At 71.2% G+C, this 23,793-nt stretch carries 18 protein-coding genes; 7 read left to right on the top strand and 11 right to left on the bottom strand.

What is annotated here, in order from left to right:
- Nucleotides 1-34: 34 nt before the first annotated feature.
- Nucleotides 35-1,465 (top strand): PP2C family protein-serine/threonine phosphatase, encoded by a 1,431-nt coding sequence (locus tag ACIBU0_RS32150; RefSeq protein WP_398825447.1) that lies wholly within the window; start codon nucleotides 35-37, stop codon nucleotides 1,463-1,465.
- A gap of 65 nt (nucleotides 1,466-1,530) precedes the next feature.
- Here the strand turns inward: ACIBU0_RS32150 and ACIBU0_RS32155 are convergent, their stop codons facing one another.
- On the bottom strand, nucleotides 1,531-3,018 hold the full coding sequence (locus tag ACIBU0_RS32155) for a hypothetical protein (RefSeq protein ID WP_398825449.1): 1,488 nt from the start codon (nucleotides 3,016-3,018) through the stop codon (nucleotides 1,531-1,533).
- Between the two features lie 245 nt (nucleotides 3,019-3,263).
- Here ACIBU0_RS32155 and ACIBU0_RS32160 point away from each other — a divergent pair, with 245 nt between their 5' ends.
- Nucleotides 3,264-4,406 (top strand): aminoglycoside phosphotransferase family protein, encoded by a 1,143-nt coding sequence (locus ACIBU0_RS32160; protein ID WP_398825451.1) that lies wholly within the window; start codon nucleotides 3,264-3,266, stop codon nucleotides 4,404-4,406.
- A gap of 258 nt (nucleotides 4,407-4,664) precedes the next feature.
- The gene (locus ACIBU0_RS32165) at nucleotides 4,665-6,632 is read left to right on the top strand and encodes an N-acetylmuramoyl-L-alanine amidase (protein WP_398825453.1); all 1,968 of its coding nucleotides are present in this window, start codon (nucleotides 4,665-4,667) and stop codon (nucleotides 6,630-6,632) included.
- 19 nt (nucleotides 6,633-6,651) lie between these two features.
- On the opposite strand, the gene ACIBU0_RS32170 is transcribed toward ACIBU0_RS32165, so the two are convergent.
- The 8 genes from ACIBU0_RS32170 to ACIBU0_RS32205 form a co-directional block, all read right to left on the bottom strand.
- Entirely contained in the window at nucleotides 6,652-8,889 is a 2,238-nt protein-coding gene (locus tag ACIBU0_RS32170; protein ID WP_398825940.1) for a glycosyl hydrolase family 95 catalytic domain-containing protein, read from the bottom strand.
- Nucleotides 8,890-9,147: 258 nt separating this feature from the next.
- Complete coding sequence (locus ACIBU0_RS32175) at nucleotides 9,148-9,645, bottom strand: hypothetical protein (protein ID WP_398825454.1); 498 nt, start codon at nucleotides 9,643-9,645, stop codon at nucleotides 9,148-9,150.
- Between the two features lie 245 nt (nucleotides 9,646-9,890).
- Nucleotides 9,891-10,796, bottom strand: coding sequence for a universal stress protein (locus ACIBU0_RS32180; protein ID WP_398825456.1), 906 nt, complete (start codon nucleotides 10,794-10,796; stop codon nucleotides 9,891-9,893).
- A 179-nt stretch (nucleotides 10,797-10,975) separates the two neighbouring features.
- Nucleotides 10,976-11,218 (bottom strand): DUF397 domain-containing protein, encoded by a 243-nt coding sequence (locus ACIBU0_RS32185; protein ID WP_398825458.1) that lies wholly within the window; start codon nucleotides 11,216-11,218, stop codon nucleotides 10,976-10,978.
- A 119-nt stretch (nucleotides 11,219-11,337) separates the two neighbouring features.
- Nucleotides 11,338-12,504 carry a thiolase domain-containing protein gene (locus ACIBU0_RS32190; RefSeq protein WP_398825460.1) on the bottom strand — a complete coding sequence of 389 codons (1,167 nt, stop codon included), beginning with the start codon at nucleotides 12,502-12,504 and terminating at the stop codon, nucleotides 11,338-11,340.
- The gene (locus ACIBU0_RS32195) at nucleotides 12,501-13,550 is read right to left on the bottom strand and encodes a thiolase domain-containing protein (RefSeq protein WP_398825462.1); all 1,050 of its coding nucleotides are present in this window, start codon (nucleotides 13,548-13,550) and stop codon (nucleotides 12,501-12,503) included. The genes ACIBU0_RS32190 and ACIBU0_RS32195 overlap by 4 nt, the downstream gene beginning before the upstream one ends.
- Nucleotides 13,547-14,518 (bottom strand): Zn-ribbon domain-containing OB-fold protein, encoded by a 972-nt coding sequence (locus ACIBU0_RS32200; RefSeq protein ID WP_398825464.1) that lies wholly within the window; start codon nucleotides 14,516-14,518, stop codon nucleotides 13,547-13,549. Before ACIBU0_RS32200 ends, ACIBU0_RS32195 begins: the two co-directional genes overlap by 4 nt.
- 140 nt (nucleotides 14,519-14,658) lie before the next feature.
- Nucleotides 14,659-15,462 (bottom strand): crotonase/enoyl-CoA hydratase family protein, encoded by an 804-nt coding sequence (locus ACIBU0_RS32205; RefSeq protein WP_398825466.1) that lies wholly within the window; start codon nucleotides 15,460-15,462, stop codon nucleotides 14,659-14,661.
- A gap of 178 nt (nucleotides 15,463-15,640) precedes the next feature.
- On the opposite strand from ACIBU0_RS32205, the gene ACIBU0_RS32210 reads away from it, so the two are divergent.
- The 3 genes from ACIBU0_RS32210 (at nucleotide 15,641) to ACIBU0_RS32220 (ending at nucleotide 19,828) form a co-directional block, all read left to right on the top strand.
- Nucleotides 15,641-17,287, top strand: coding sequence for an acyl-CoA synthetase (locus tag ACIBU0_RS32210; protein ID WP_398825467.1), 1,647 nt, complete (start codon nucleotides 15,641-15,643; stop codon nucleotides 17,285-17,287).
- 116 nt (nucleotides 17,288-17,403) lie between these two features.
- Nucleotides 17,404-19,227 (top strand): sulfatase, encoded by a 1,824-nt coding sequence (locus tag ACIBU0_RS32215; RefSeq protein ID WP_398825469.1) that lies wholly within the window; start codon nucleotides 17,404-17,406, stop codon nucleotides 19,225-19,227.
- Between the two features lie 139 nt (nucleotides 19,228-19,366).
- On the top strand, nucleotides 19,367-19,828 hold the full coding sequence (locus tag ACIBU0_RS32220) for a hypothetical protein (RefSeq protein WP_398825471.1): 462 nt from the start codon (nucleotides 19,367-19,369) through the stop codon (nucleotides 19,826-19,828).
- A gap of 15 nt (nucleotides 19,829-19,843) precedes the next feature.
- On the opposite strand, the gene ACIBU0_RS32225 is transcribed toward ACIBU0_RS32220, so the two are convergent.
- Nucleotides 19,844-20,569: an alpha/beta fold hydrolase gene (locus ACIBU0_RS32225; protein ID WP_398825473.1), complete on the bottom strand. Its 726-nt coding sequence runs from the start codon at nucleotides 20,567-20,569 to the stop codon at nucleotides 19,844-19,846.
- A gap of 371 nt (nucleotides 20,570-20,940) precedes the next feature.
- Between ACIBU0_RS32225 and paaK the strand changes: the two genes are divergently transcribed.
- Nucleotides 20,941-22,236: a phenylacetate--CoA ligase PaaK gene (gene paaK, locus ACIBU0_RS32230; RefSeq protein ID WP_398825475.1), complete on the top strand. Its 1,296-nt coding sequence runs from the start codon at nucleotides 20,941-20,943 to the stop codon at nucleotides 22,234-22,236.
- On the opposite strand, the gene ACIBU0_RS32235 is transcribed toward paaK, so the two are convergent.
- Nucleotides 22,233-23,732: an acyl-CoA synthetase gene (locus ACIBU0_RS32235; protein WP_398825477.1), complete on the bottom strand. Its 1,500-nt coding sequence runs from the start codon at nucleotides 23,730-23,732 to the stop codon at nucleotides 22,233-22,235. The genes paaK and ACIBU0_RS32235 overlap by 4 nt on opposite strands.
- Nucleotides 23,733-23,793: the final 61 nt, after the last annotated feature.

Raw genomic sequence — 23,793 nt, forward strand, 5'->3', positions numbered from 1 at the left:
CCTTGGTCGTACCGTCCCCGCATCGGAGTGCGTCATGCCGTCCCATCTCTCTGCGGACCGCCCCGCCGCTCAGCCGCCCGGACGCGGCTCGGTCGATGCGCTCATATCGCAGACGCGACGGCTCAAGGGCGACGTCGACGCCGTACGGCAGGGCACGCAGAGCGACGGTTCGGATCCGCAGGAGCGATGGCAGCGGGCGCTGTGCGACCTCGCCCTGCATCAGCTCAACGACCTCGACGAGCACCTGGCGCAACTGCGGGACGGCCCGGCCCCCGCCTCCCCGGCTCCCGCGGCCGCGCCGGCCGACGGGACCGCGGCACCCGCTCCCGGGCCCGGCTCGCTGCTCAGCCGGGTCGGCAGCGCGGAGTGGAACCTGCTGACGGACGAGGCCAGTTGGTCCGGCGAGCTCTACCAGATCCTCGGTCGTGACCCCGCCGCTCCCCCGCTCACCCTCGACGAGCTGCCGTCCCTGGTGCTCGACGAGGACCGGCCGAAGCTGACGGCGATGGTCACCCACTGCCTGGTCGACGCCAAGCCCATCGACGGGGAGTTCCGGATCGTACGGCCGGACGGCGAGGTCCGGACCGTGCACATGATGGGCGAGCCCGTGCTCGACGCCGACGGCAGCACCGCCTCGATGTGGGCCGTGCTGCGGGACGTCAGCGAACTGCGCCTGAGTCAGCGGGCGGTGAGCGAGACCCGTGACTCGCTCCAACGCCGGCAGCACCAGGCGCAGACCGAGCACCGGCTCGCGGTCGAGCTGCAGGAGGCCGTGCTGCCGCCGTGGCGCGGCTCCCTGCGGCTCCCGCACCGGGGCCCGCGGACCCTGGACCTCGCCGCCCGCCATCTGCCGTCGTCGACGCGCGCGCTGATCGGCAGCGACTGGTACGACGCCCTCGAACTCGTCGACGGCGACACGCTGTTGAGCGTCGGCGACCTCACCGGGCACGGCGTCGCCGTGGCATCGGGCATGGCGACCCTGCTGGGCGCCGTACGCGGGATGGCGATGGCGGGCACCCAGCCGGGGCAACTGATGTCCTGGCTCAACCAGTTGCTGGACGCCACCGTCCAGCCCGCCCTCGGCAGCGCCGTCTGCTGCCGCTACCGGCCCGAGACCCGCACCCTGACCTGGGCGCAGGCCGGACACCCCGCCCCGCTGCTGTTCCGCGACGGGACGGGGCGCAGGCTGAACGCGCCCGACGGCGTCCTGCTCGGCGCCACCTCGGGTGCCGTCTACACCCAGGCCGAAGACACCCTCGAGGTGGGCGACCTGCTCCTGCTGCACACGGACGGACTGGCGCCCAGGCACAAGGGAGCGGACTCCATGAACCGTCTCCTCGACCTGGCCCCCCGCCTGGGCGGGGCACACAGCGCACAGGACTGCGTACGGCTGGTCGTGGAGGAGTTCGGTGAGAGCGAGCGCGAGGACGACGCCTGCGTGCTCGTGGCCAGGGTGATGGCGTAGAAGGTCGGTGACGTGCTGGAAGGTCCAGCGATCGATCGGTCGGACAGGCCCCCTGTGCCTGTGCGCTAAGCCTGGGCGCTGCCGGGCTTCTTCGCCTTGGGCAGCGCCAGCCGGATCTCCTCCCGCAGTTCGTGGATCTTCGGGTAGCTGGAGTATTCGGCGGTCAGCCGGTACATCTGGCGCAGCCGGTCCCAGGTGCGGCCGGAGGAGTTCGAGCCCATCGACATCAGGGCCAGCCGTGCGTAGCGATCGGCCTGTTCGGGGTCGTCCGCGATGAAGCAGGCGGACGCCATGGACAGATGGTCGAAGATCTTCGACCGCTCCCGGCCGTCGATGCGCAGGGCCAGGGCCTTCTCCGCGTAGTGCTGGGCGTGCGCGGCCGCGCCCGGCTCGAACTCGGCCAGGGTGCGGTAGGCCAGGGCCTGCATGCCGTACAGATCCTCGTCCTTGAAGGTCTGCATCCAGCTCGGCGGCGGCACGTCGCCCCGGTCGGAGACGAAGAGGTCCTCCGCCTGTCCGAGGGTGCGGCGCATGGCCTGGCCCTTGCCCATCGACGCCTGTGCCCAGGCCTCGATGGTGTGGAACATGGCCTTGGTGCGCGGCAGCACCTCGTCACCGGAGCCGGACTGGGCGAGTTTCATGAGGTCGAGTGCGTCGTCGGGCCGGCCGAGGTGCACCATCTGGCGAGCCGCCCGGGAGAGCGCCTCCCCGGCGCGGGGCCGGTCGCCGCCTTCTCTGGCCGCGTGGGCGGCGATGACGAAGTACTTCTGGGCCGTGGGTTCCAGGCCGACGTCGTGCGACATCCAGCCCGCGAGGACGGCGAGGTTGGCGGCGACGCCCCACAGGCGCCGCTGCAGATGGTCGGGGTGACGGTAGGCGAGCATGCCGCCCACCTCGTTGAGTTGTCCTACGACTGCCTTGCGCTGCAGCCCGCCGCCGCGGGCCGCGTCCCAGGCTCGGAACACCTCGACCGAGCGCTCCAGTTCCTCGATCTCCTGCGACCCGATGGGGGCGGCCTCATAGCGGTCGAACCCGGCCGGGTCGGCGTGCAGGGGGTCGTCGATCTGGGGGGCGTCGGCCTTGAGGGCCGGGTCGGTGTGCAGCCAGTCGTGCATGGCGCTGCTGAGTGCGGATCCCGCGGCGAGCGCGGCACCCGCGCCCACCAAGCCGCGTCGGTTGAGCATGAGGTCCATTCCCGTGAATTCGGTGAGGACCGCAGCCGTCCGCTCGGGCGCCCACGGCACACCGTCGGGATGCTCCACACTCCCGCCGTCCTGCCGTTTCCCCGCACGCCCGTGCCGGACCAGACCGAGGTCCTCGATGGTCACGACACGGCCGAGACGCTCGGTGAACAGGGCCGCCAGCACCCGCGGTACCGGATCGCGCGGGATCTCTCCCGTGTCGATCCAACGCCGCACCCGCGAGGTGTCGGTCGCCAGCTGGGGGTGGCCCATGGCCGCCGCCTGCCGGTTGACCAGCCTCGCGAGTTCGCCCTTGGACCAGCCGGCCAGGCCGAACAGGTCCGATAGGCGGGTGTTGGGTTGTCCGCTCACGTCAAGCCCCCAGGTTCTCGGCTGAGTTGACAGTAGCCCCGTGAGAGTTGCCTCGGGACTATTCGCCAGGGTTCGCCAGGGTGCGCCAGATGGTGTGCCACTGGGCATCGGGTGTCAGGTAGGAACGCGCCACCCCGACCCGGTCGCCCTCCAGCTACGGCTGACGCATTCCCCAGGGTGCACCCGGGCGGCCGGATCGGGCAGCGCTTTGACGTCTCAGGCACACGAAGGGATCTGTCTCTCCCATGTACGCAGCATCGTCCTCCGTGTCCGCCCCGCCCCGGTCGCTGCGAGCCCGCCCGGCGGGCAGCGGCCCCTACCTCGACCCCGCGCGGCCGGCGGCCGCCCCCGTGCTCGGCGCGGGCCGGACGCGCCGCCCCGCGGGGCTCGGCACCCAACCGCTCAGCGGGAGACTCGACTTGTCCGGCCCTCAGGGCGCCCAGCTGCGTACGGCGATCGCGTCGGTGCACCGGATCTGCCCGGAGTTCACTCCGGTGCAGGTGCTGCGCCGCAGCGGGCGGTCCGTGCTCCTGGTCGGCACGACCGGGCGCAGCACGGCCGTCGCCAAGTGTTTACTGGACCACTCCCCGGCGTGGGCCGAGCGGATCCGGCACGAGATAGCGGCATACCGCTCGTTCGTCCGGCACCGCCCCCCGGTGCGTGTGCCGAGACTGATCGCGGCGGATCCGGACAACTGCACGCTGGTCGTCGAGCGGATGCCGGGCCGGGTGGCCGCCTTGCAGCGGCACCCGCTGGAGGCGCCGCCGCGTGCGGACATCAGGGCGGCCCTCGGAGCGATCTGCCGGCTCAACGCGTGGCGGCCGCCGGCGGGCACGTTCGACGCGCCGCTGGACTACGCGACGCGGATCTCCCGCTACCACGAGCTGGGTCTGCTCACCGACCGGGACCTCGGCGATCTGCAGAAGCTGCTGCACGGCATCGCGGCCACCGCGGGCCGGCAGGGCATGGGCCAGTTCTGCCACGGCGACGCACTGCTCTCGAACATCCTGCTCTCACCGGCCGGTCCAGTGCTGGTGGACTGGGAGCACGCGGGCTGGTATCTGCCGGGCTACGACCTGGCGACGCTGTGGTCGGTGCTCGGGGACGCGCCGGTGGCCCGGCGGCAGATCAGTCAGATCGCCCAGTCGGCGGGTCCGGCGTCACGGGATGCGTTCCTGGTGAACCTGATGCTCGTGCTGACCCGTGAGATCCGTACCTATGAGACGGCCGTGCAGCGTTCCATGCACGACTCGACCCCGGCGGCACCGGGTCAGGCCCACCCGGGTGCTGCGCCGTCCGGCGAGGAACAGCGGCTGCTGCTGCGGCGGCTGCACGACGACTGCCAGCTGGCCCGGCGGGCCGTGCGCGCGGCGGTCGGCACTCGCTGACGGGGACGGTGGTCCGCGGTGAGCCAGGACATCGGCGCACCGCGGACCTTCGTATGTCTGCTCGCCCCCACCCATTGGTGTACGCCACTGACGCGCCGCAGGCCCGTGGGGCGTCGCCGCGAAACTCCCGGGACCCCCGGTTGACAAGGGAAGACGCCTACCTCTTGGCATGATTGACGGATCGTCGGACAGCCGGTACCACTGACGCACGCCCGGCCCCGCACGGCTCATCGCGCCCGACCGTCCCAGGAGGCTGCAATGCGCGGATCCGTCACCGACCCCGGCACAGCGGCCGGGCCCCGACGCCGGCGGAACACCGTCGGCGCGCTGGCCTCCGCGGCGCTGTTGCTGCCGCTGCTCGGAGCGGCCCCGCCCGGTGCCCGTTCCTCGGCGGACGGCCTTCAGCAGGCGTTCGCCTCCGCCGCCGCCGAATACCACGTGCCGCAGAGCGTCCTGCTGGGCGTCTCCTATCTGCAGTCCCGCTGGGACACGCACGGCGGCGCGCCCAGCGTGACCGGCGGCTACGGCCCGATGCACCTCACCGACGCCCGCGCCGCGCTAGCCGGGACGGTCCCGCATCACAGTGACGGCGCGGAGGACCCGCGCGGCGACAGCGCCCGCGCGCCCCTGTCCCCCACGGCGAAGCTCCCGGACGCCGCGAAGATCCCGGCCCGTCTCACGACCCTGCCGAGGGCAGCGGAACTGACCGGGCTGAGCCCGCGGGAGCTGCGTACGGACCCGGCGGCCAATGTGGCGGGCGGCGCCGCCCTGCTCGTCGCCGAACAGAAGGCGCTGGGCGCACCCTTGAGTTCCGATCCGGCGGACTGGTACGGCGCGGTGGCCCGCTTCTCCGGAGCCGACGACACCGCGACGGCGGCGGCGTACGCGAACGACGTCTACGACGTGCTGCGCACCGGCCTGGAGCGCCGCACGGACGCGGGCCAGCGGGTCGCCCTGACCGGCCGGCCGGGCCTCACCCCCGACACCGGGCAGCTGAAGCGGGCGGGACTGCGCACCGTCGAGTCCGATGAGACCGAGTGCCCGTCGACCGTGGCCTGCGAGTGGGTCCCGGCGCCCTACGAGCAGTTCGGGGAGGGCGACTACGGCAACCACGACCTGGGGGACCGTCCGGCGGCGCAGGGCATCAGGTACATCGTCATCCATGACACGGAGGGCTCCTGGGAGGGGGTCCTCAAGATGGTGCAGGACCCGACCTATGTGTCCTGGCAGTACTCGCTGCGCTCCACCGACGGTCACATCGCCCAGCATGTGAAGGCCAAGGACGTGGCCTGGCACGCGGGCAACTGGTACGTCAACGCCAAGTCGATCGGCCTGGAGCACGAGGGCTTCCTGGCGCGGCCGGACGCCTGGTACACGGAGGCGATGTACCGGTCCTCAGCACGTCTGGTGACGTATCTCGCCCACAAGTACGGTATCCCGCTGGACCGGCAGCACATCCTCGGCCACGACAACGTGCCGGGCCCGACCGCGTCGAACATCAAGGGCATGCACACCGACCCGGGCCCGTACTGGGACTGGCGGCACTACTTCGAGCTGCTCGGCCGGCCCTTCGTGCCCACCGCCGGCCCGTACGGCGGCCTGGTGACGATCCGCCCCGACTACGCGGCCAACCGGCCGCAGTACACGGGCTGCGTCTCCGCGGGCGAGCCGTGCGCGGCCCACGGTTCGAGCGCGGTACGGCTGTACTCCGGGCCCGGCGAGTCGTATCCCCTGATCAAGGACGTCGGTCTGGGCACGACTCCGACCACCGGGGTGAACGACCTGTCCTCGCGGGTCTCGACCGGCCAGCAGTACGCGGTCGCCGGCCGTGAGGGCGACTGGACGGCGATCTGGTACCTGGGCCAGAAGGCGTGGTTCAGGAACCCGAAGAAGAACCCGACCGCGGTGAACGCGGCCGGGCTGGTGGTGACGCCCAAGGACGGGATGCAGAGCGTGCCGGTGTACGGGCGGGCCTATCCCGAGGCCTCCGCCTATCCGGCGGACGTTCCCGCCCAGACGGTGTCGCCGCTGCCGTACACCTTGCCGGCCGGGCAGCAGTACGCGGTGGGCGACAAGGTGCCGGGCGAGTACTACTACGCGGTGACGTTCGACGAGGGCTCGCACCGGGTCGTGGCCGGCAAGGACGAGTACTACGAGATCCAGTTCGGTCACCGGGTCGCGTTCGTGCGGGCGGCGGATGTGCGGGTGGTGCCGTCGGGCTCCTGACGGCACCACGCGCACGGCGTCAGTCCTGCCTGTCCCAGGTGTACCGCCGCCCGGCGACCGCCCTGAAGGTCAGGTCACCGTCCTTGAACAGATCGCTGCGGACGGTGAGTCGACGGGTCCGGGACGCCTTCAGGGCGATGCGGGTGGCCCTGCCGTCCGCCCACGTGACGTCGAGGGTGGCGCCGCCGCGGGCGCGCAGGCCGCGCACCGAGCCGGCCGGCCAGGCGGCGGGCAGGGCGGGCAGCACCTCGATGACGTCGTGCTGGCTCTGCAGGAGCATCTCCACGATCCCGGAGGTGGCGCCGAAGTTGCCGTCGATCTGGAACGGCGGGTGGGTGTCCCAGAGGTTGGGCAGGGTCGAGGACTTCAGCTGCTCGCCGAGCATCTTGTGGGCGTGGTCGCCGTCGCGCAGCCGCGCCCAGAAGTTGATCTTCCAGGCCTTGGACCAGCCGGTGCCGCCGTCGCCGCGAGCGGTCAGGGAGACCTTGGCGGCCTCCGCCCATGTGCTGCCGGGTTCGATCTGCCGCCCGGGGTGGAGGGCGAACAGATGGGAGACGTGCCGGTGGGTGTCGGTGGGGTCGTCCAAGTCCTGCTTCCACTCCTGGAGTTGGCCCCAGGAGCCGATGCGCAGGCCGGGGTCGAGCCGGTTCAGCGCCTCCTCGACGCGACGGCGGAAGTCGGGCGTGTCGCCCAGCGTCCGCGCGGCTTCGAGGGTGTTGGTGAACAGGTCGTGGACGATCTGCTGCGACATGGCGGCCCCGGCGGTGAAGTCGCCGTGCTCGGGCGAGTAGCTGGGGGTGACGACGAGGGTGCCGTCGCGCGGGTCGGTGCGCAGGTTGTCGAGCCAGAACTCGGTGGCTTCCTTCATCACCGGGTAGGCGGTGGTGCGCAGGTAGTCGGTGGAGCCGCCGAATCGGTAGTGCTCGTACATCTGCTGGGTGAGCCACGCCGCCGCCTCGGGGAACCAGAACGCGGTCGCCCAGTCGTGCACGCCGGTGAAGCCGTACGGGTTGGTCTCGTTGTGCACGACCCAGCCGCGCGAGCCGAACATCTCCTGCGCCGTACGGCGTCCGGGCGCGCGCAGGGCTTCGACGAAGCGGTCGTACGGCGCGGTCGTCTCCGCGAGGTTCGCGGCCTCGGCGGGCCAGTAGTTCATCTGGATGTTGATGTTGGTGTGGTAGTCCGCGGACCACGGGGGCGTGGTGCTGTGGTTCCAGATTCCCTGAAGGTTGGCGGGCAGGGAGCCGGGGCGTGAGGAGGCGATGAGCAGGTAGCGGCCGTACTGGAAGTAGAGGGCTTCGAGGGCGCGGTCCGTCGCGCTCGTGCCGCCGGTGTACGCGGCCAGGAGCGCGTCGGTGGGCACGTCTGCCGGGAGTGACTGGCCTATGTCCAGGGCGACTCGGCGGAACAGGGTGCGGTGGTCGCGCAGGTGCCGGGCCAGCAGTGCCTCGTAGTCGTCGTCGCCGGCCTGCTGTACGGCCCGGGCGACGGCGGTGTGCGGGTCCGGGCCGCGGTAGCGGGGGTAGGTGTCGGCGTAGTCGGTGCCCGCGGCCAGGACGAACCAGGCGCTGTCGGCCCCGGTCACGGTGATCGTGCCGTCGGCGTCGGACGAGACCGTGCCGCCCCGGCTGTGCACCCGGACCTGTGCTTCGAAGCGGAGCCCGTTGTCGGCGAGTGCACCCCTCACGGTCAGGGTTCCGTCGGACGCGGCGGCGGTGAAGTCGGCACGTGGTGAGGTGTAGCGCAGGGTGCAGGTGACGCTGCCGGGCCGGTCGGCGGCGAGGCGGCCCACGATCACCCCGTCGGGGTGGGAGGCGAAGAAGTCCCGTTGGTGACGGACGCCTTGGTGGGTGTAGGTGACCGAGGCGACGGCCTTGTCGAGGTCGAGCTCGCGGCGGTAGTCCTCCGGGGTCGTCGTCGGTGCGCCCGGTATGTCGAGGTGAAGGTCGCCGAAGGTCTGATGGGCGCCGTAGCCGGTTCGCGGCTGGCCGAGCCGGTCGGCCACGGACTCGGGGTCGAGTGTGGTCCGCGCGTCGAGGTCGTCCTGTACGGCGGTGATCGCGCCGGGGCGGGGTGCGCGCCAGTTGCCGTGGTCGTAGCCCTGGGCGGAGCCGGGGCCGCCGGTCCAGAGGGTCTTCTCGTTGAACTGCAGCCGTTCGGAGGCGAGGGTGCCGAACACCATGGCGCCGAGGGCGCCATTGCCGACGGGCAGGGCCTCGCGCTCCCAGTCGGCTGCCGGGGAGGCGTACCAGAGCACGGACGACTCGGTCGACACATCGGAGGTATCGACGGAACCGGCGGGCGCCGCCCCGACGGCTCCTGTGCCCAGCGCAAACCCTCCAGCACTGATGGCCGTTATGGCCGTCCCCTTCAGAGTTGTTCTTCGGGTGATCCCATGCGGCTCATGCGACATGACCCTTGACGCTAGAGGTCCGATGACTCAGCGGCAAGGGTCATGACAACACGAGCGAGGCCCCCGAGATGGGGACCCTGGCGGTGCGGTGGGGGCGGCGGTTCAGCCCTGCTGGAAGAGCTCCGCGGGCAGCGGCTTCAGGAGGGCGTACAGGTCGTCGGTGATCGGGCGGTCCCAGGCGGCGATGGTGACCAGGACGTTGTCGCTGCGGTCGAACTGCACGCAGGAGATCCGGCTCTCGGAGAGCTTCAGACGGCGCACGATCAGCAGGTTGTCACCCTGCATCACGGGCACGTCCTCGCTGCCGACGACGGTGACCTCCTCCTCGTTCTCCAGGGCCAGCAGCAGCTGCGCCACCTCGAACGGGATCTCGCCCTCCCCGACCTCGCGGGCCGGCGAGCCCTCCGGGAGGTTGCCGATGATCATCGCAGGACCACGGCCGCCGAAGAGGTCGTAACGCAGGAAGACGCCCTGGCAGCTGCCGTCCGGAGCGGGCAGCAGCCCCGCACCCAGATTGCCGGGCCAGTCGCCCGGGTCCATGGCCAGTACGTCGAAGTCGGGCCCGGCGGGCGTGGCGCTGCGGCGGCGGAGGAACGACATGTCGCCATGGTACGTGGCCGGACCTGGTCCGTGACGTGCGGGCGGACGTTCTCGCGCGGTTTCGCCGTGCTGACGTACGTCGCACATTTCGCTGTCTGCCGAGGAGCGACGGCCTACGGTCCCGGTCGTGCCGCCACCGGTGAAGACGGTCGAGGAGCGAGACACCGCCGTCCCGACGGGAGGGTGTGGCGGGCCGCATCAGAAGACCTGTGCGCGGTGGGTGGCATGACCCGCCCCGCGGCCCGTCACTCCTCCGGCGGCGCGGGCGGCACCACGGCCACGGGGCTCGCGGCGTGCAGCAGGACCGCCTGGGCGACCGAGCCCATCATGCGGGCGGGGGCCAGGAGGCGGCGTCGGTGGCGGCCGACGACGACCAGCTTCGCGTCACGGGAGGCCGCGACGAGGAGACCGGCTGCGTCGCCGGGGGCCACGTACGGCTCGGCGTGCACATCCGGGTGGCGTTCGCGGTGCGGGGCGAGGAAGCCCTCGGCGAGAGCGCGGGTCTCGCTCTCGACGGCGTCCTGGTCGACGGCCGGGGGCAGGGCCAGGGCGGGGGCCGCCGTCCAGATGTGGGCCGGCCACGAGTAGGCGGCGACGGCCTGGAGCCGGGCGCCGCGCAGGGCCGCCTCGGTGAAGGCGAAGGACAGCGTGGCCTCGTCGGGGCCGTCGACCTGCAGGCCGACGACGACCCGCGGCCCCGGCTCGATCGGCATGGCCTCGTGGACCGTGCGCCCCGGCTTGGGCACCACGACGACCGGGCACTCGGCGTCACGTGCGGCGGCCATGCCGTTGGAGCCGAGCAGCAGACCGGCGAACCCGCCGCGCCCCCGGGAACCGAGCACCAACAGCTCGGCGGTCGCGCCCAGTTCGGGCAGCATCGCACCGGGTGCGCCCTCCAGGGCGACGTACTCCATCACGGGTCGCTCGACCCGCCCTGCCAGATACCGGCGTACATGGTCGAGCACCGGGTCGCCCTCGGGTTCCGGCCGCCCGGCGGGCAGGACGTCCGGCTTGGACCAGGCGGGGTACTGCTGTACGTGGACCACCCGCAGCGGCGCCTCACGCACCAGGGCGGCCTCGACGGCCCAGTCGAGCGCGACCAGGCTGTCGTCCGATCCGTCGACCGCCGCGATGACCGGCAGGGTGCTCATGGGTTCCTCACCTCCGGAAGACGACCTTCGCACCATCCGGGGCCAGCCTCGCTCAGGCCGCGGCCGCAGGGAGTCTCTGAAGGTCGCGTGTCCGGAAAAACGGGCGGAACACGCCCGGATCGGCCCGGCGGCGGCCGGCGCGCGGAGCGACCGCCCGCCGGCTCACCGGGGCCCGCACCTCACGTCAGATCGAACTCGCCCTCCCTCGCGCCCGACACGAAGGCACCCCACTCGGCGGGGGTGAAGATCAAGGAAGGGCTCTCCGGCCGGCCGCTGTTGCGCATCGCGATGAATCCCTCGACAAAAGCGATCTGGACATCGCCCAGGCCGCGACTGCCCGAGTGCCACTCGGCGTTGCTGAGGTCCAGCTCCGGCTTGTCCCAGCCCGTGAGCGGCTGCTGCTGGATGGTGCTCTCGGCCACGTCCGTGCTCCTCCCGATTCGTCCGTCCGCGGCCAGCCTAGCGATCGGGTCCGGGTGTCGACAGGCCACATGAGGGGGACCTTTGCGGAGGCCTCTCCCCCGCTGTCCGGACAGCCGCCTCAGGCGTCCGGGGGCGCGGAGCCCACGAGCCACATCGAGAAGAACTGGGACCCGCCCCCGTAGGCGTGCCCGAGCACCTTCCGGGCCCGCTCCACCTGGTGTTCCCCGGCCTGTCCGCGCACCTGAAGGGCCGCTTCGGCGAACCGGATCATCCCGGAGGCCCCGATGGGGTTGGTGGACAGGACGCCGCCGGACATGTTGACGGGCAGGTCACCGTCGAGCTCGGTCACCCCGGCCTCGGTGAGCTTCCAGCCCTCGCCCTCGGCGGCGAAGCCGAGGTTCTCCAGCCACATCGGCTCGTACCAGGAGAACGGGACGTACATCTCGACGGCGTCGATGTCCCGGCGCGGATCGGCGATGCCCGCCTGCCGGTACACGTCGGCCGCGCAGTCCTTGCCCGCCTGCGGCGACACGGCGTCCTTGCCGGCGAAGAGGGTGGGCTCGCTGCGCATCGCGCCGCCCAACATCCACGCGGGCGGGCGGGGTGCCCGTGCGGCCCCGGCGCGGTCGGTGAGGATCAGCGCGCAGGCGCCGTCGGAGGACGGGCAGGTCTCCGAGTAGCGGATCGGGTCCCACAGCATGGGCGAGGCCTGGACCTTCTCCAGGGTGATGTCGTGCTCGTGGAGGTGGGCGTAGGGGTTCTTCAGCGCGTTGCGCCGGTCCTTGTACGCCACCAGCGAGCCGACGGTGTCGGGCGCACCGCTGCGCCGCATGTACGCGCGCACGTGCGGTGCGAAGAACCCGCCCGCCCCGGCCAGCAGGGGCTGCTGGAAAGGGATCGGCAGGGACAGGCCCCACATCGCGTTGGACTCGGACTGCTTCTCGAAGGCGAGCGTCAGCACGGTGCCGTGCACGCGGGCCGCGACCAGGTTGGCGGCCACGAGGGCGGTGGATCCGCCGACGGAGCCGGCCGTGTGCACCCGCAGCATGGGCTTGCCGACCGCGCCGAGCGCGTCGGCGAGATACAGCTCCGGCATCATCACGCCCTCGAAGAAGTCGGGCGCCTTGCCGATGACGACGGCGTCGATGTCCGCCCAGGCCAACTCGGCGTCCGCGAGTGCCCTGCGGGCCGCCTCCCGGACGAGCCCGGCGATCGACACGTCCCGGCGCGCGGCGACGTGCTTGGTCTGGCCGATGCCTACGACGGCCACGGGCTCCTTGCTCATCGGGGATCCCCTTCGAGTACGGCGACCAGGTTCTGCTGCAGACAGGGCCCGGACGTGGCGTGTGCGAGCGCCCGGTCGGACTCGCCCCGCTGGATCCGGGCCGCGGCCTCGCCGATGCGGATGAGCCCGGCGGCCATGACCGGGTTGGCGGCGAGCGCCCCGCCGGACGGGTTCACGCGCACGCCGTCGTCCAGCTCGAGCGCCTTGCGCAGGACGACCTCCTGCGAGGTGAACGGCGCGTGCAACTCGGCCGTGTCGACGGGCTGTTCGAACGCACCGGCCTTCTCGGCGGCGAGGCGGGTCGACGGCGAGTCGGTCAGGTCGCGCACGCCCAGGCCGTGTGCCTCGATGCGGTGGTCGATGCCGCGGATCCAGGCGGGCCGTGCGCACAGCTCACGGGCCCGCTCCCCCGCCGCGAGGATCACGGCGGCGGCGCCGTCGCCGATGGGCGGGCAGTCGCCGGTACGGAGCGGTCGTACGACGTACTCGCCTTGCGGCACCGAACCCCGCAGCTGGGCATGGGGGTTGGCGGCGGCGTCGTTGCGGCTGCGGGCGGCGACGGCGGCGAGCGCGGGTTCGTCGGTGTCGCCCGCGTCGACGAGAGCCTGGGCCTGGAGGGCGGCCAGGGCGACGGAGTCGGGCCACAGGGGGGCGACGTAGTAGGGGTCGAGCTGCCGGGTCAGGACGTCCCGCAGGGGGCCGGGCGAGGACTTGCCGTAGGAGTAGACGAGCGCGGTGTCGGCGTCGCCCGTCAGCAGCTTGGTCCACGCCTCGTACAGCGCCCACGCGCCGTCCATCTCGACGTGCGACTCGGAGATCGGCGGCCAGGCGCCGACGCCGTCGAGGGCAAGGGTGAAGGAGAAGGCCCGGCCGGCCAGGTAGTCGCTGGAGCCGGAGCAGGTGAAGCCGATGTCGGCGGTCTTCAGACCGGTCTGCTCCAGCACGTCGTGCAGGACCGGCATGAGCATCTCGACCTCGGAGAGCTCCGCGCTGGTGCGCCGGTGGTCGGTCTGTGCGAAGGCGACGACGGCGATCTCGCGGTTCACAGCAGCTCCCGGTAGGTGTCGTAGTCCGCGTCGGGCTCGCCCGTGGGCCGGTAGTGGTCGGGGAAACGGGCGCCTTCCGTCCACACCGGTTCGACGCGCAGGCCCATGCGCACCTGGTCGTAGGGGATGCCGCCGATCCGGCCGTGCAGGGCGAGGTCGGCGCCGTCGAGGGCGATGTGGGCGTAGACGTACGGCACTTCGATGTCGAGGTTCTTCGCCTTGATGTTGACGATGCAGAACGTCGTGACGGTGCCGCGGGGACCCACCTCGACCTGTTCCGATGTGGCCACCCCACATGTGGGACACGCACCCCTCGGCGGGACGTACACCTTGCGGCAGGACGGGCAGCGCTCGCCGACGTTGCGGTGTTCGGCCAGGGCGCCGATGTAGGCGGACTGGGCGCGGCCGGGTGAGTAGGTGTAGTCGAGGCGGGCGGGGGCGACGATGCCGGTGATCGGGTCGTGGAACTCGCCGGTGTGGGCGATGCGTTCGGCCCGGTCACCGTCGTACGGCGCGTTTTCGGTCGGCTCGCTCTCGTACGGCTCGAAACAGGCGATGTCGGTGATGGCGCCGGTGCGCTCCTCGGCCCAGCGGATGCGGACGCGCATGCCGGTGTGCACGGCGTCGGGGCCGGGGGCGTCGAGGGCGTGCAGGAGGGCGGTGTCGGCGCCGTCGAGGCGTACCAGGACCCAGGCGAAGGGGGTGTCGAGAGGCTGGTTGCGGCGGGGGGCGTGGTTCCAGGCCCAGGTGGTGACCGTGCCGGTGGGGGCGACCTCGACCAGGTCGCGGATCTCCTCCGCGGTGACGGGGTCGTACTCGACGGGTGGGACGAGCGTGCGGCCGTCGCCGGTCCGCACCCCGAGCACGACGCGTTCGCGCAGGCCGGTGAGGAAGGCGCTCTGGACGGGGCTGAGGGAGCGGGTGAACGGGAACTCGACGGTCAGCGGGGCCTTGAGAACTTCAGGCATCGAGGGCGTGCCTCCTTCGGAGGGGGGTGCGTGGAGCGCCCCGTAAGGGGCGCGGGGCAGTGACATATGCGGCTCCGCCGCGTGGGCGCGACCAGCCACATCCGGCCCGCAGCTTTGAACCGGCCCAAGTCGGCGCAGCGCTACGCACGCTTGTAGACAGGCGGCCGCTTCTCCGCGAAGGCGCGCGACCCCTCCTTGGCATCGGCGGTGTCGAAGATCGGCCAGCCACGCTTGAGTTCGGCGGCCAGCCCGTCGGTCTCGGTCATCTCGGCGGTGTCGTAGACCGACGCCTTGACGGCCTCGACGGCCAGCGGACCGCAGGCGTTGATCTGTTCGGCGATCTCCAGAGCCTTGGTCAGGGCCGTGCCGTCGCGGACCACGTGACCGATGAGGCCGATGCCGGCGGCTTCGCGGGCGCTGTAGGGGCGGCCGGTGAGGAGCATCTCCAGGGCGTGCGTGCGAGGGATCTGCCGTTGCAGACGGACCGTGGAGCCGCCGATCGGAAACAGGCCTCGCTTGACTTCGAAGAGCCCGAACGTCGCCGACTCGCCCGCGACCCTGATGTCCGTGCCCTGGAGCATCTCGGTGCCGCCCGCGACGCAGTACCCCTCGACGGCGGCGATCACCGGTTTGCGGGGGCGATGGTGGCGGAGCATCGCCTTCCAGTGCAGGTCGGGATCGGCTTTGAGGCGGTCGCGGTAGTGCTCTCCCGCCAGGCCTCCGTTCCCGGCGAGGGCCTTGAGGTCCATGCCCGCGCAGAAGCAGCCCCCCGCTCCCGTGAACACGATCGAGCGGATCGTGTCGTCCGCGTCGGCCTCGATCCAGCCGTCGTACAGACCGACCAGCATCGGCAACGACAGCGCGTTCTTCGCCTCCGGCCTGTTGAGCGTGAGCACCAGTGTGGCGCCCTCGCGCCGCACGGTGAGGTGTTCCGTCCCACCCATGACCCGTCTCCCCTCTGCCAGAACGAGAACAGGTTGCAGTAGGCGAGGGGGCACTTCAAGGGTTTTCTGACAGACAGTCAGATTCTTTTGCGCGGAGGCTTCACAGTTGTGCCGCCCTTTGCTCTGATGACCGGCGAACCGTCGGAGAGCCAGGCCCTGTTCGAGGTCAGGAGGAGCGGTGGAGTACAACCTTGCCGACCTGTTCGAGTCGGTCGTCGACGCGGTTCCCGACCGCGAGGCGCTCGTGTACGTCGACCACCCGGGCACGGGCGCGGAGCGCCGTCTGACGTACGCGGAACTGGACGCGGCCGCCAACCGGATCGCCCACCATCTGATCGACAGCGGGATACGCCCCGGCGAGCACCTCGGGCTCCACCTCTACAACGGCGTCGAGTACCTGCAGACGGTGCTGGGCTGCCTGAAGGCGCGGATCGTTCCGGTCAACGTCAACTACCGGTACGTCGAAGAGGAGTTGGTGTACCTGTACCGGGACGCCGATCTGGTGGCCCTGGTCTTCGAGGCGGAGTTCACGGACCGGGTGGCGGCGGCGCTGCCGCAGGTGGACGGGCTGCGGCATCTCGTGCGGGTCGGCTCCGCGGCGCCCGGTGCGCCGCATGCACCGGGTGCGGCCGGCGCGCCGGTCGTGCCCGCCGTGGCCTTCGCGGACGCCGAGGCGGCCGGGTCACCGGGACGCGGGTTTCCCGCGCGGTCGGGCGACGACCAGTTCATCATCTACACGGGCGGCACCACGGGGATGCCCAAGGGGGTGATGTGGCGCCAGGAGGACCTGTTCTTCTCGGGGCTGGGCGGGGGTGCGCCGACCGGCGAGCCGGTGAAGAAGCCGGAGGAACTCGCCGAGCGCGTGGCGGCGGGCGGCGACGGGATCACGTTCTTCCCCACCGCCCCGCTGATGCACGGGACCTCCACGCTGACCGCCTTCATCGGCTTCAACTTCGGGCAGCGGATCGTGATCCACCGCAAGTTTGTGCCGGAGGAGGTCCTGCGGACGATCGAGAAGGAGAAGGTCACGAGCGTGTCGCTGGTGGGCGACGCGATGCTGCGGCCGCTGATCGACGCGCTCAACGGGCCCATGAAGGGCACGGACTGCTCGTCGATGTTCAGCGTGTCCTCGTCCGGCGCGATCATGTCCGACACGGTGCGCCGGCAGTTCCAGGAACTGGTCCCGAACGTGATGCTGCTGAACAACTTCGGCTCCTCGGAGTCGGGCTTCAACGGCACCGCGACCGAGGACTCCGGACCCGAGCGCGGTTTCCGCATCCGCGTCAACTCCCGTACCCAGGTGGTCGATCCGGCGACGCACGAGCCGGTCGCGGTGGGCGAGGTGGGCCGGGTCGCGCAGTGCGGCCATGTGCCGCTCGGCTACTACAACGACCCGGCGAAAACCGCCGAGACCTTCTTCGAGAAGGACGGCGAGCGGTGGGTGCTGCTCGGCGACATGGCCACGCTCGACCAGGAGGGCGTCGTCACCGTGCTGGGCCGTGGCTCGCAGTGCATCAACACCGGGGGCGAGAAGGTGTACCCGGAGGAGGTCGAGCAGGCGCTCAAGTCCCATCCCGACGTGTACGACGCGCTCGTGGCCGGGGTGCCGGACGCGACGTGGGGGCATCACGTGGCGGCCGTCGTGCAGTTGCGCGCGGGCGCGGTCCGGCCGTCGCTGGCGGACATCCAGACGCACTGCCGCTCCCACCTCGCGGGGTACAAGATCCCACGCCAACTGGTGATCACGGAGTCGATCCGGCGCTCCCCCAGCGGCAAGGCGGACTACCGGTGGGCGCGGGACGTGGCGGCGGCCGCGGAGGGATGAATTCCGGGCAGGCTCGATTGAACCTAAGGTGACGTGCGGACGTACTCGTGGTGGCAGGCTCGGTCATCGGGCGCTGTTCGCCATGCCATCGCAAGACCGCACGGGAGGACCTCCGGGTGTCGCAGGAGGCAACAACAGAGCAGGCAGGACGACAGACAGAGGAAGCGGAGCCGGCAGAGGCGGTCGAGACGGCCGACGGGGCCGAAGCGCCGGAGGTCGCCGATGCCGCCGAGGTCGCCGAGCCGCTTGACGAGACCAGCACGCCTGCGCCCCGCGTGGCGGATCGGCCCGGCTGGTTCGGCTGGCGCCGTCGCTACCCGCCCGCCGCACGTGCCGTGCGGGTGGGGACGCATGTCCTGGCCGGTGCGCTGGTGCTCGCCGCACTCCTCGTGCCGAACCGCCTCGACTGGATCACCGTCCAGCAGTTCCTCCGTCTCCCCGTGGAGGCGATCTTCCTGGCGGCCGTCCTGCTCGCACTGCCGTCGAAGGCACGGCGGATCACAGCCGTCGTCCTGGGGGCGTTCCTCGGGCTGTCCATCCTTCTCAAATGCCTCGACATGGGCTTCCGCCAGACCCTGGCGCGGCCGTTCGACCTGGTCTTCGACTGGGTTCTGCTGAACGACGCGGCGGACTTCCTGAAGGACTCGCTCGGCCGCTCGGGCGAGGTGCTCGCGCTGGGCGGGGTGATCGTCCTGGCCGTCGCCGTGCTCGTGGTGAGCGCGCTCGCGGTGGTGCGGCTGGCGGACGTACTCGCCCGGCACCGCCCCATGGCCGTACGCACCACGCTGGTCCTCGGCATCGTGTGGGTCATCTGCTTCACCCTGGGCCTGCAGTTCGGCGGCACCACGCTCGCCACCAAGAGCTACGCCCAGTACCTCGCCAACCGTGTGCAGTATGTCCGCGACGGCCTCGGGGACGCCGAGGACTTCAAGAAGCAGCTCCCGGTCGACGCCTTCGCCGACACCCCGCCCGACCAGCTGCTGACCGGACTGCGCGGCAAGGACGTCATGTTCACCTTCATCGAGAGCTACGGCCGGGTGGCCATCGACGATCCGGCGATGGCGCCGGAGGTCGACGCGACGCTCAAGGAGGGCGACGCCAGGCTCAAGTCGGCCGGTTTCGCGGCGCGCAGCGGCTGGCTCAGGTCGCCCGTGACCGGCGCCGGCAGCTGGCTCGCCCACTCGACGTTCCTGTCCGGCCTGTGGGTCAAGAACCAGCAGCGGTACCGGACCCTGACCACCAGTGACCGCGCGACGCTCACCAGCTACTTCCAGAAGAGCGGCGCCTGGCGGACCGTCGGCATCGTCCCGGGCGTGCGGAAGTCCTGGCCCGAGGGCAAGTACTTCGGCTTGGACCACATCTACGACTCCACCCATCTCGGCTACCAGGGCCCGTACTTCAGCTGGTCGCCCGTGCCGGACCAGTTCAGCCTGGAGTCCTTCCAGAAGCTGGAGCACGGCAGGAAGAACCGCGACCCGCTCATGGCGCAGATCATCCTGGCCTCCAGCCACAATCCCTGGTCCCCCATCCCCCGAACGATCGACTGGAACGACCTCGGGGACGGTTCGGTCTTCCACAAGATCAAGAAGGAGGGCACGGACCCCACGGAGGTCTGGAAGAGCTCCGAGCGCGTGCGGACCGAGTACCGCAAGGCGATCCAGTACTCCCTGGACAGTCTGACCCAGTGGGTCGAGCGCTACGGCGACGACAACACCGTCCTCGTCTTCCTCGGCGACCACCAGCCCGTCCCGACGGTCACCGCGGGCAGCACGAGCAGGGACGTGCCGGTCACGATCGTCGCCCGGGACAAGAAGGTCCTGGACCGGATCGCCGACTGGGGCTGGACGGACGGCCTGAAGCCCGCCGAGAACGCGCCGACGTGGGGCATGGACCGGTTCCGGGACCGCTTCATGACGGCGTACGGGCCCGGGAGGGGATGAGCAACCGGGGCTGGGCCGTCCGGGGACAGTCGAGCCGCGAAAGGCTTCGTACGGCGTAGCAGGACGCGACGGTGCGCGGGTGGCGTCCCTACGGTCGCAATGACGGTCGTCGAGACCGCAGGACCGAAAGGGAACCCCCGTGAAGAGACGCATCCGCGCGATATGCACGACTGCGATCACCGTTCTCGTCACCGCCGGACCGGCGGCCTCCGTTGCCCACGCCAAGAACGACCTGGACTGCGCGGACTTCACCTTCCGGGAAGACGCACAGGCGGAGTTCAACCGCGACCCCAGCGACCCGCACCGCCTGGACGAGGACCATGGGGTGGACGACGGCATCGCCTGTGAGACGCTCCCGCGCCGGGACGTCGCCGTCTCGCCGACGATGCCCACGCTGACGCCCATCCCCACTCTGACGCCCCTCCCCACGCTGACGCCCCTGCCCACCCGTTCGGTGATGCCCACGCAGGGGGTCAGGGGCGGCCTGGGCGGGGGGAGAGGACCGGCGGACTTCGAGATGGCACTGGGCGCCGGCCTGGCCGTGGGCGCGCTGGCTCTGACCGCGGGTTACTTCGTGTATCGGCGTCGGGTCAGCCGGTGAGTCGGGTCTCGGCCGTCACTCCGCCAGAAACGCCGCCACGGCCGCCAGGAACTCCTCGGGACGGGTCTCGTGGACCAGATGTCCCGCGTCGAGGGTCACCAGTCGGGTGTCGGGGATCAGGTCGGCGAGTACGGCGAGCTGATCCTGCGGGATGAGGCTGGTGGGTCCGCCCCCGATCAGCAGCGTCGGCATGGTGATCCGACCCATGTGGTCCCACCACACAGGATCGGGGGCATTGCGCTGTTCGTCGGTCGCCCGCACCATGGCCCAGTCGAACGGCAGCTCCCCCTCCGGCCGTTCAGCCGGCGGACGCGGCGGGTCGAGGGGGAACGGTGCGGGTACGTCCTCCAGGACGAGCCGTCGTACGACTTCGGGCGACTGCTGCGCGAGGAGGTAGGCGACCGCGCCGCCGAGCGAGTGGCCGACGACATCGACCCGGCCGAGGCCCAGGGCGAGCAGGAAGGCCCGTATGTCGTCGCGCATCACCTCGTACCGGTACACCTCGGGCCCCGCGCCCGGATCGGTGCCGGGCCAGTCGCTGCGCCCGTGGCCCCGAAGATCCGGCGCGTACACCCGCCGTGGACGCGGCTGTGCGGCCAGCCCTTCCGCGATCCGCGTCCAGTCCGCGCCGTCGGCACCCCGACAGTGCAGCAGGAGGACGGGCGGCGCGTCCTCGGGGCCCCAGGCGCGATAGGCCAGAGTGATGCCGTTTGCCTTGACAGTGCGCGATGCTGTGTCCACAACGGCACGGTACTCGACCTGAGTTGGGCGGCTCGGAATGCCCGGGACGCGCTGCCCGGCGTCTCCTCTCCCGGAGGACCACAGGAGAGCGAGCCCAGACGACCGGCACGCCGGCTCCCCGACGCCCCGCCTCCTGCCTTCCCCTGGCCCCGGCTCACGACCGGCCCAGCACGTCCTGCCCGTCCACCGCGTCGTGCGGCGCTTCCGCCGTCGGGTCGAACCCGGGCTTGCCCTCAGCGGCTCACCGTACTTGCCAGAAAGTACGGCCCGCCCTCTTGCCTGATCATCCACCGCCTGGATTACTGATCCCGAACAACCAGACCGAATGATCGGTTGTCCGGATTGATGCGGTTGGCGAGGGAGAACTCCCCATGACGGATGCGACGGAGCTGCTGGACCCGGGGGAACGGCTCGACCCGGAGGCGCTGCGGGCGTTGCAGCTGGAGCGGCTCAGAGCCTCGCTGCGACACGCCTACGACCACGTGCCGTTCTACCGGGAGTCCTTCGACAAGGCCGGCGTACGGCCCGACGACTGCCGTTCGCTCGCGGACCTGACCCGCTTCCCGTTCACCACCAAGGCGGACCTGCGCGAGAACTACCCGTACGGAATGTTCGCCGTGCCCCAGGACCGTATCCGCCGCATCCACGCCTCCAGCGGCACCACGGGGCGTCCCACGGTGGTCGGCTACACCGACGCCGACCTTTCCCTGTGGTCCGACATGGTGGCTCGCTCGATCCGGGCGGCCGGCGGGCGGCCGGGGGACAAGGTCCATGTGGCGTACGGCTATGGGCTGTTCACCGGTGGACTCGGCGCACACTATGGGGCCGAACGACTGGGCTGTACGGTCATCCCGGCGTCCGGCGGGATGACGGCGCGGCAGGTGCAGCTGATCCGGGATCTCAGGCCCGAGATCATCATGGTGACGCCGTCGTACATGCTGACCCTCCTCGACGAGTTCGAGCGGCAGGGCGTCGACCCGCGCGGCACCTCCTTGCGCGTCGGCATCTTCGGTGCCGAGCCCTGGACCGAGCAGATGCGTCAGGAGATCGAGGAGCGGTTCGCGATCGACGCCGTCGACATATACGGGCTGTCCGAGGTGATCGGGCCGGGCGTCGCGCAGGAGTGCGTGGAGACCAAGGACGGGCTCCATGTGTGGGAGGACCACTTCTTCCCCGAGATCGTCGACCCGATCAGCGGTGAGGTGCTGCCCGACGGTGAGGAGGGCGAGCTGGTCTTCACCTCGCTCACCAAGGAGGCGATGCCGATCGTCCGCTACCGGACGCGGGATCTGACGCGGCTGCTGCCGGGTACCGCGCGGGTGTTCCGGCGGATGGAGAAGGTGACCGGCCGCAGTGACGACATGGTGATCCTGCGTGGGGTGAACCTCTTCCCCACCCAGATCGAGGAGATCGTGCTGCGCACGCCGGGGGTCGCACCCCATTTCCAGCTGCGTCTGACCCGGGAGGGCCGTCTGGACGCGCTCACCGTGCGGGCCGAGGCCCGCCCCGACGCGTCACCCGAGATCCGGGAGGCGGCGGCGCAGGCCATCGCGGCGGCCGTGAAGGACGGCATCGGTGTGTCGGTCGCCGTGGAGATCGTCGAGCCGGAGTCGCTGGAACGCTCGGTGGGCAAGATCCGGCGGATCGTGGACCTGCGGCAGCGCTAATCGGCGGCAAGACGGTCGCGCAGCTCCCGCTTGAGGATCTTCCCGCTGGCGTTGCGCGGCAGCTCGTCCACGAACACCACCCGCTTCGGCGCCTTGAAGTGGGCGAGCTTCTCGCGGGCGTGGTCGATCAGTTCGGCCTCGGTGACCTCGCCGCGGGGCACGACGACCGCCGTGACGGCCTCGATCCACCGCTCGTCGGGCAGACCGATCACGGCGGCCTCGGCGACTCCTTCGTGCGTGTACAGCGCGTCCTCGACCTGCCGTGAAGCGACCAGTACCCCGCCGGAGTTGATGACGTCCTTCACCCGGTCGACGATCGTGTAGTAGCCGTGCGCGTCGCGCACCGCGAGGTCCCCGGAGTGGAACCACCCGTCCCGGAAGGCTTCAGCGGTCTCCTCGGGCTTGTCCCAGTAGCCCTCGCACAGCTGCGGGGAGCGGTAGACGATCTCACCTGGGGTGCCGTCGGGCACGTCCTCGCCGTTCTCGTCGGCCACCCGGGCGTCGACGAAGAGGACGGTGCGGCCGCAGGAGTCCATGCGGCCCTTGTGCTCGTCGGGGGCCAGCACCATGGCCAGGGGGCCGATCTCGCTCTGGCCGAAGCAGTTGTAGAAGGCCAGCTTCGGCCAGCGCTCACGCAGTCGCTCCAGTACCGGCACCGGCATGATCGAGGCGCCGTAGTACGCCTTGCGCAGTCCGTCGAGATCCCGGGTCGCGAAGTCGGGGCGGCCCGCCAGGCCGATCCACACCGTGGGCGGCGCGAACACGCTGTCCACGCAGCCCGTTTCGATCAGGTCGAAGAGCCGGTCGCCGTCGGGCGCGTCGAGGATGGTGTTGGTGGCACCGACCGCCAGATACGGCAGCAGGAACACATGCATCTGCGCCGAGTGGTAGAGCGGCAGTGCGTGGACGGGGCGGTCGCCGGCGCTCAGGTCCAGGGCCGTGATCGCGCTCAAGTACTCGTGCACCAGGGCGCGGTGGGTCATCATCGCCCCCTTGGGCAGGGCCGTCGTACCCGAGGTGTAGAGCAGTTGCACCAGGTCCTCGCTGCGCGCCTCCGGGCCGTCGTACGCGGGCGCCGCGGCCTGTCGCGCCAGCAGGGAGTCGTCGGCGTCGCGCAGGGGTACCGTACGGACGCCGTCCGGCAGCCGGTGCGCCAGATCCGGGTCGGTGAGGACCAGGGAGCTGCCGGACTGGCCGACGATGTACGCGAGGTCGTCGCCGGTGAGGTTCTGGTTGACCGGGACATGGACGAGGCCGGCACGGGCGCAGGCGAGGAAGGCGATCAGATAGGCGTCCGAGTTGTGGCCGTAGGCGCCGACCCGGTCGCCGGGGGCGAGGCCTTCACCGAGCAGGACGCTCGCCGCGCGCGACACGGCCTCGTCGAGTTCCTCGTACGTCCAGGAGCGGTCGTGGTAGTCGACCGCCACGCGCGCGGGGGTGCGCCGGGCGCTGCGGCGCAGTACCCCGTCAACCGTGCTGCCGTGTCCAGGCGTCATGACACATGATCCTCGGTGCGTCGCACGGACAGGTCAAGCAGGACACAGCACAGGACACACC

The organism is Streptomyces sp. NPDC049627 (assembly GCF_044465645.1).
Lineage (GTDB): Bacteria > Actinomycetota > Actinomycetes > Streptomycetales > Streptomycetaceae > Streptomyces.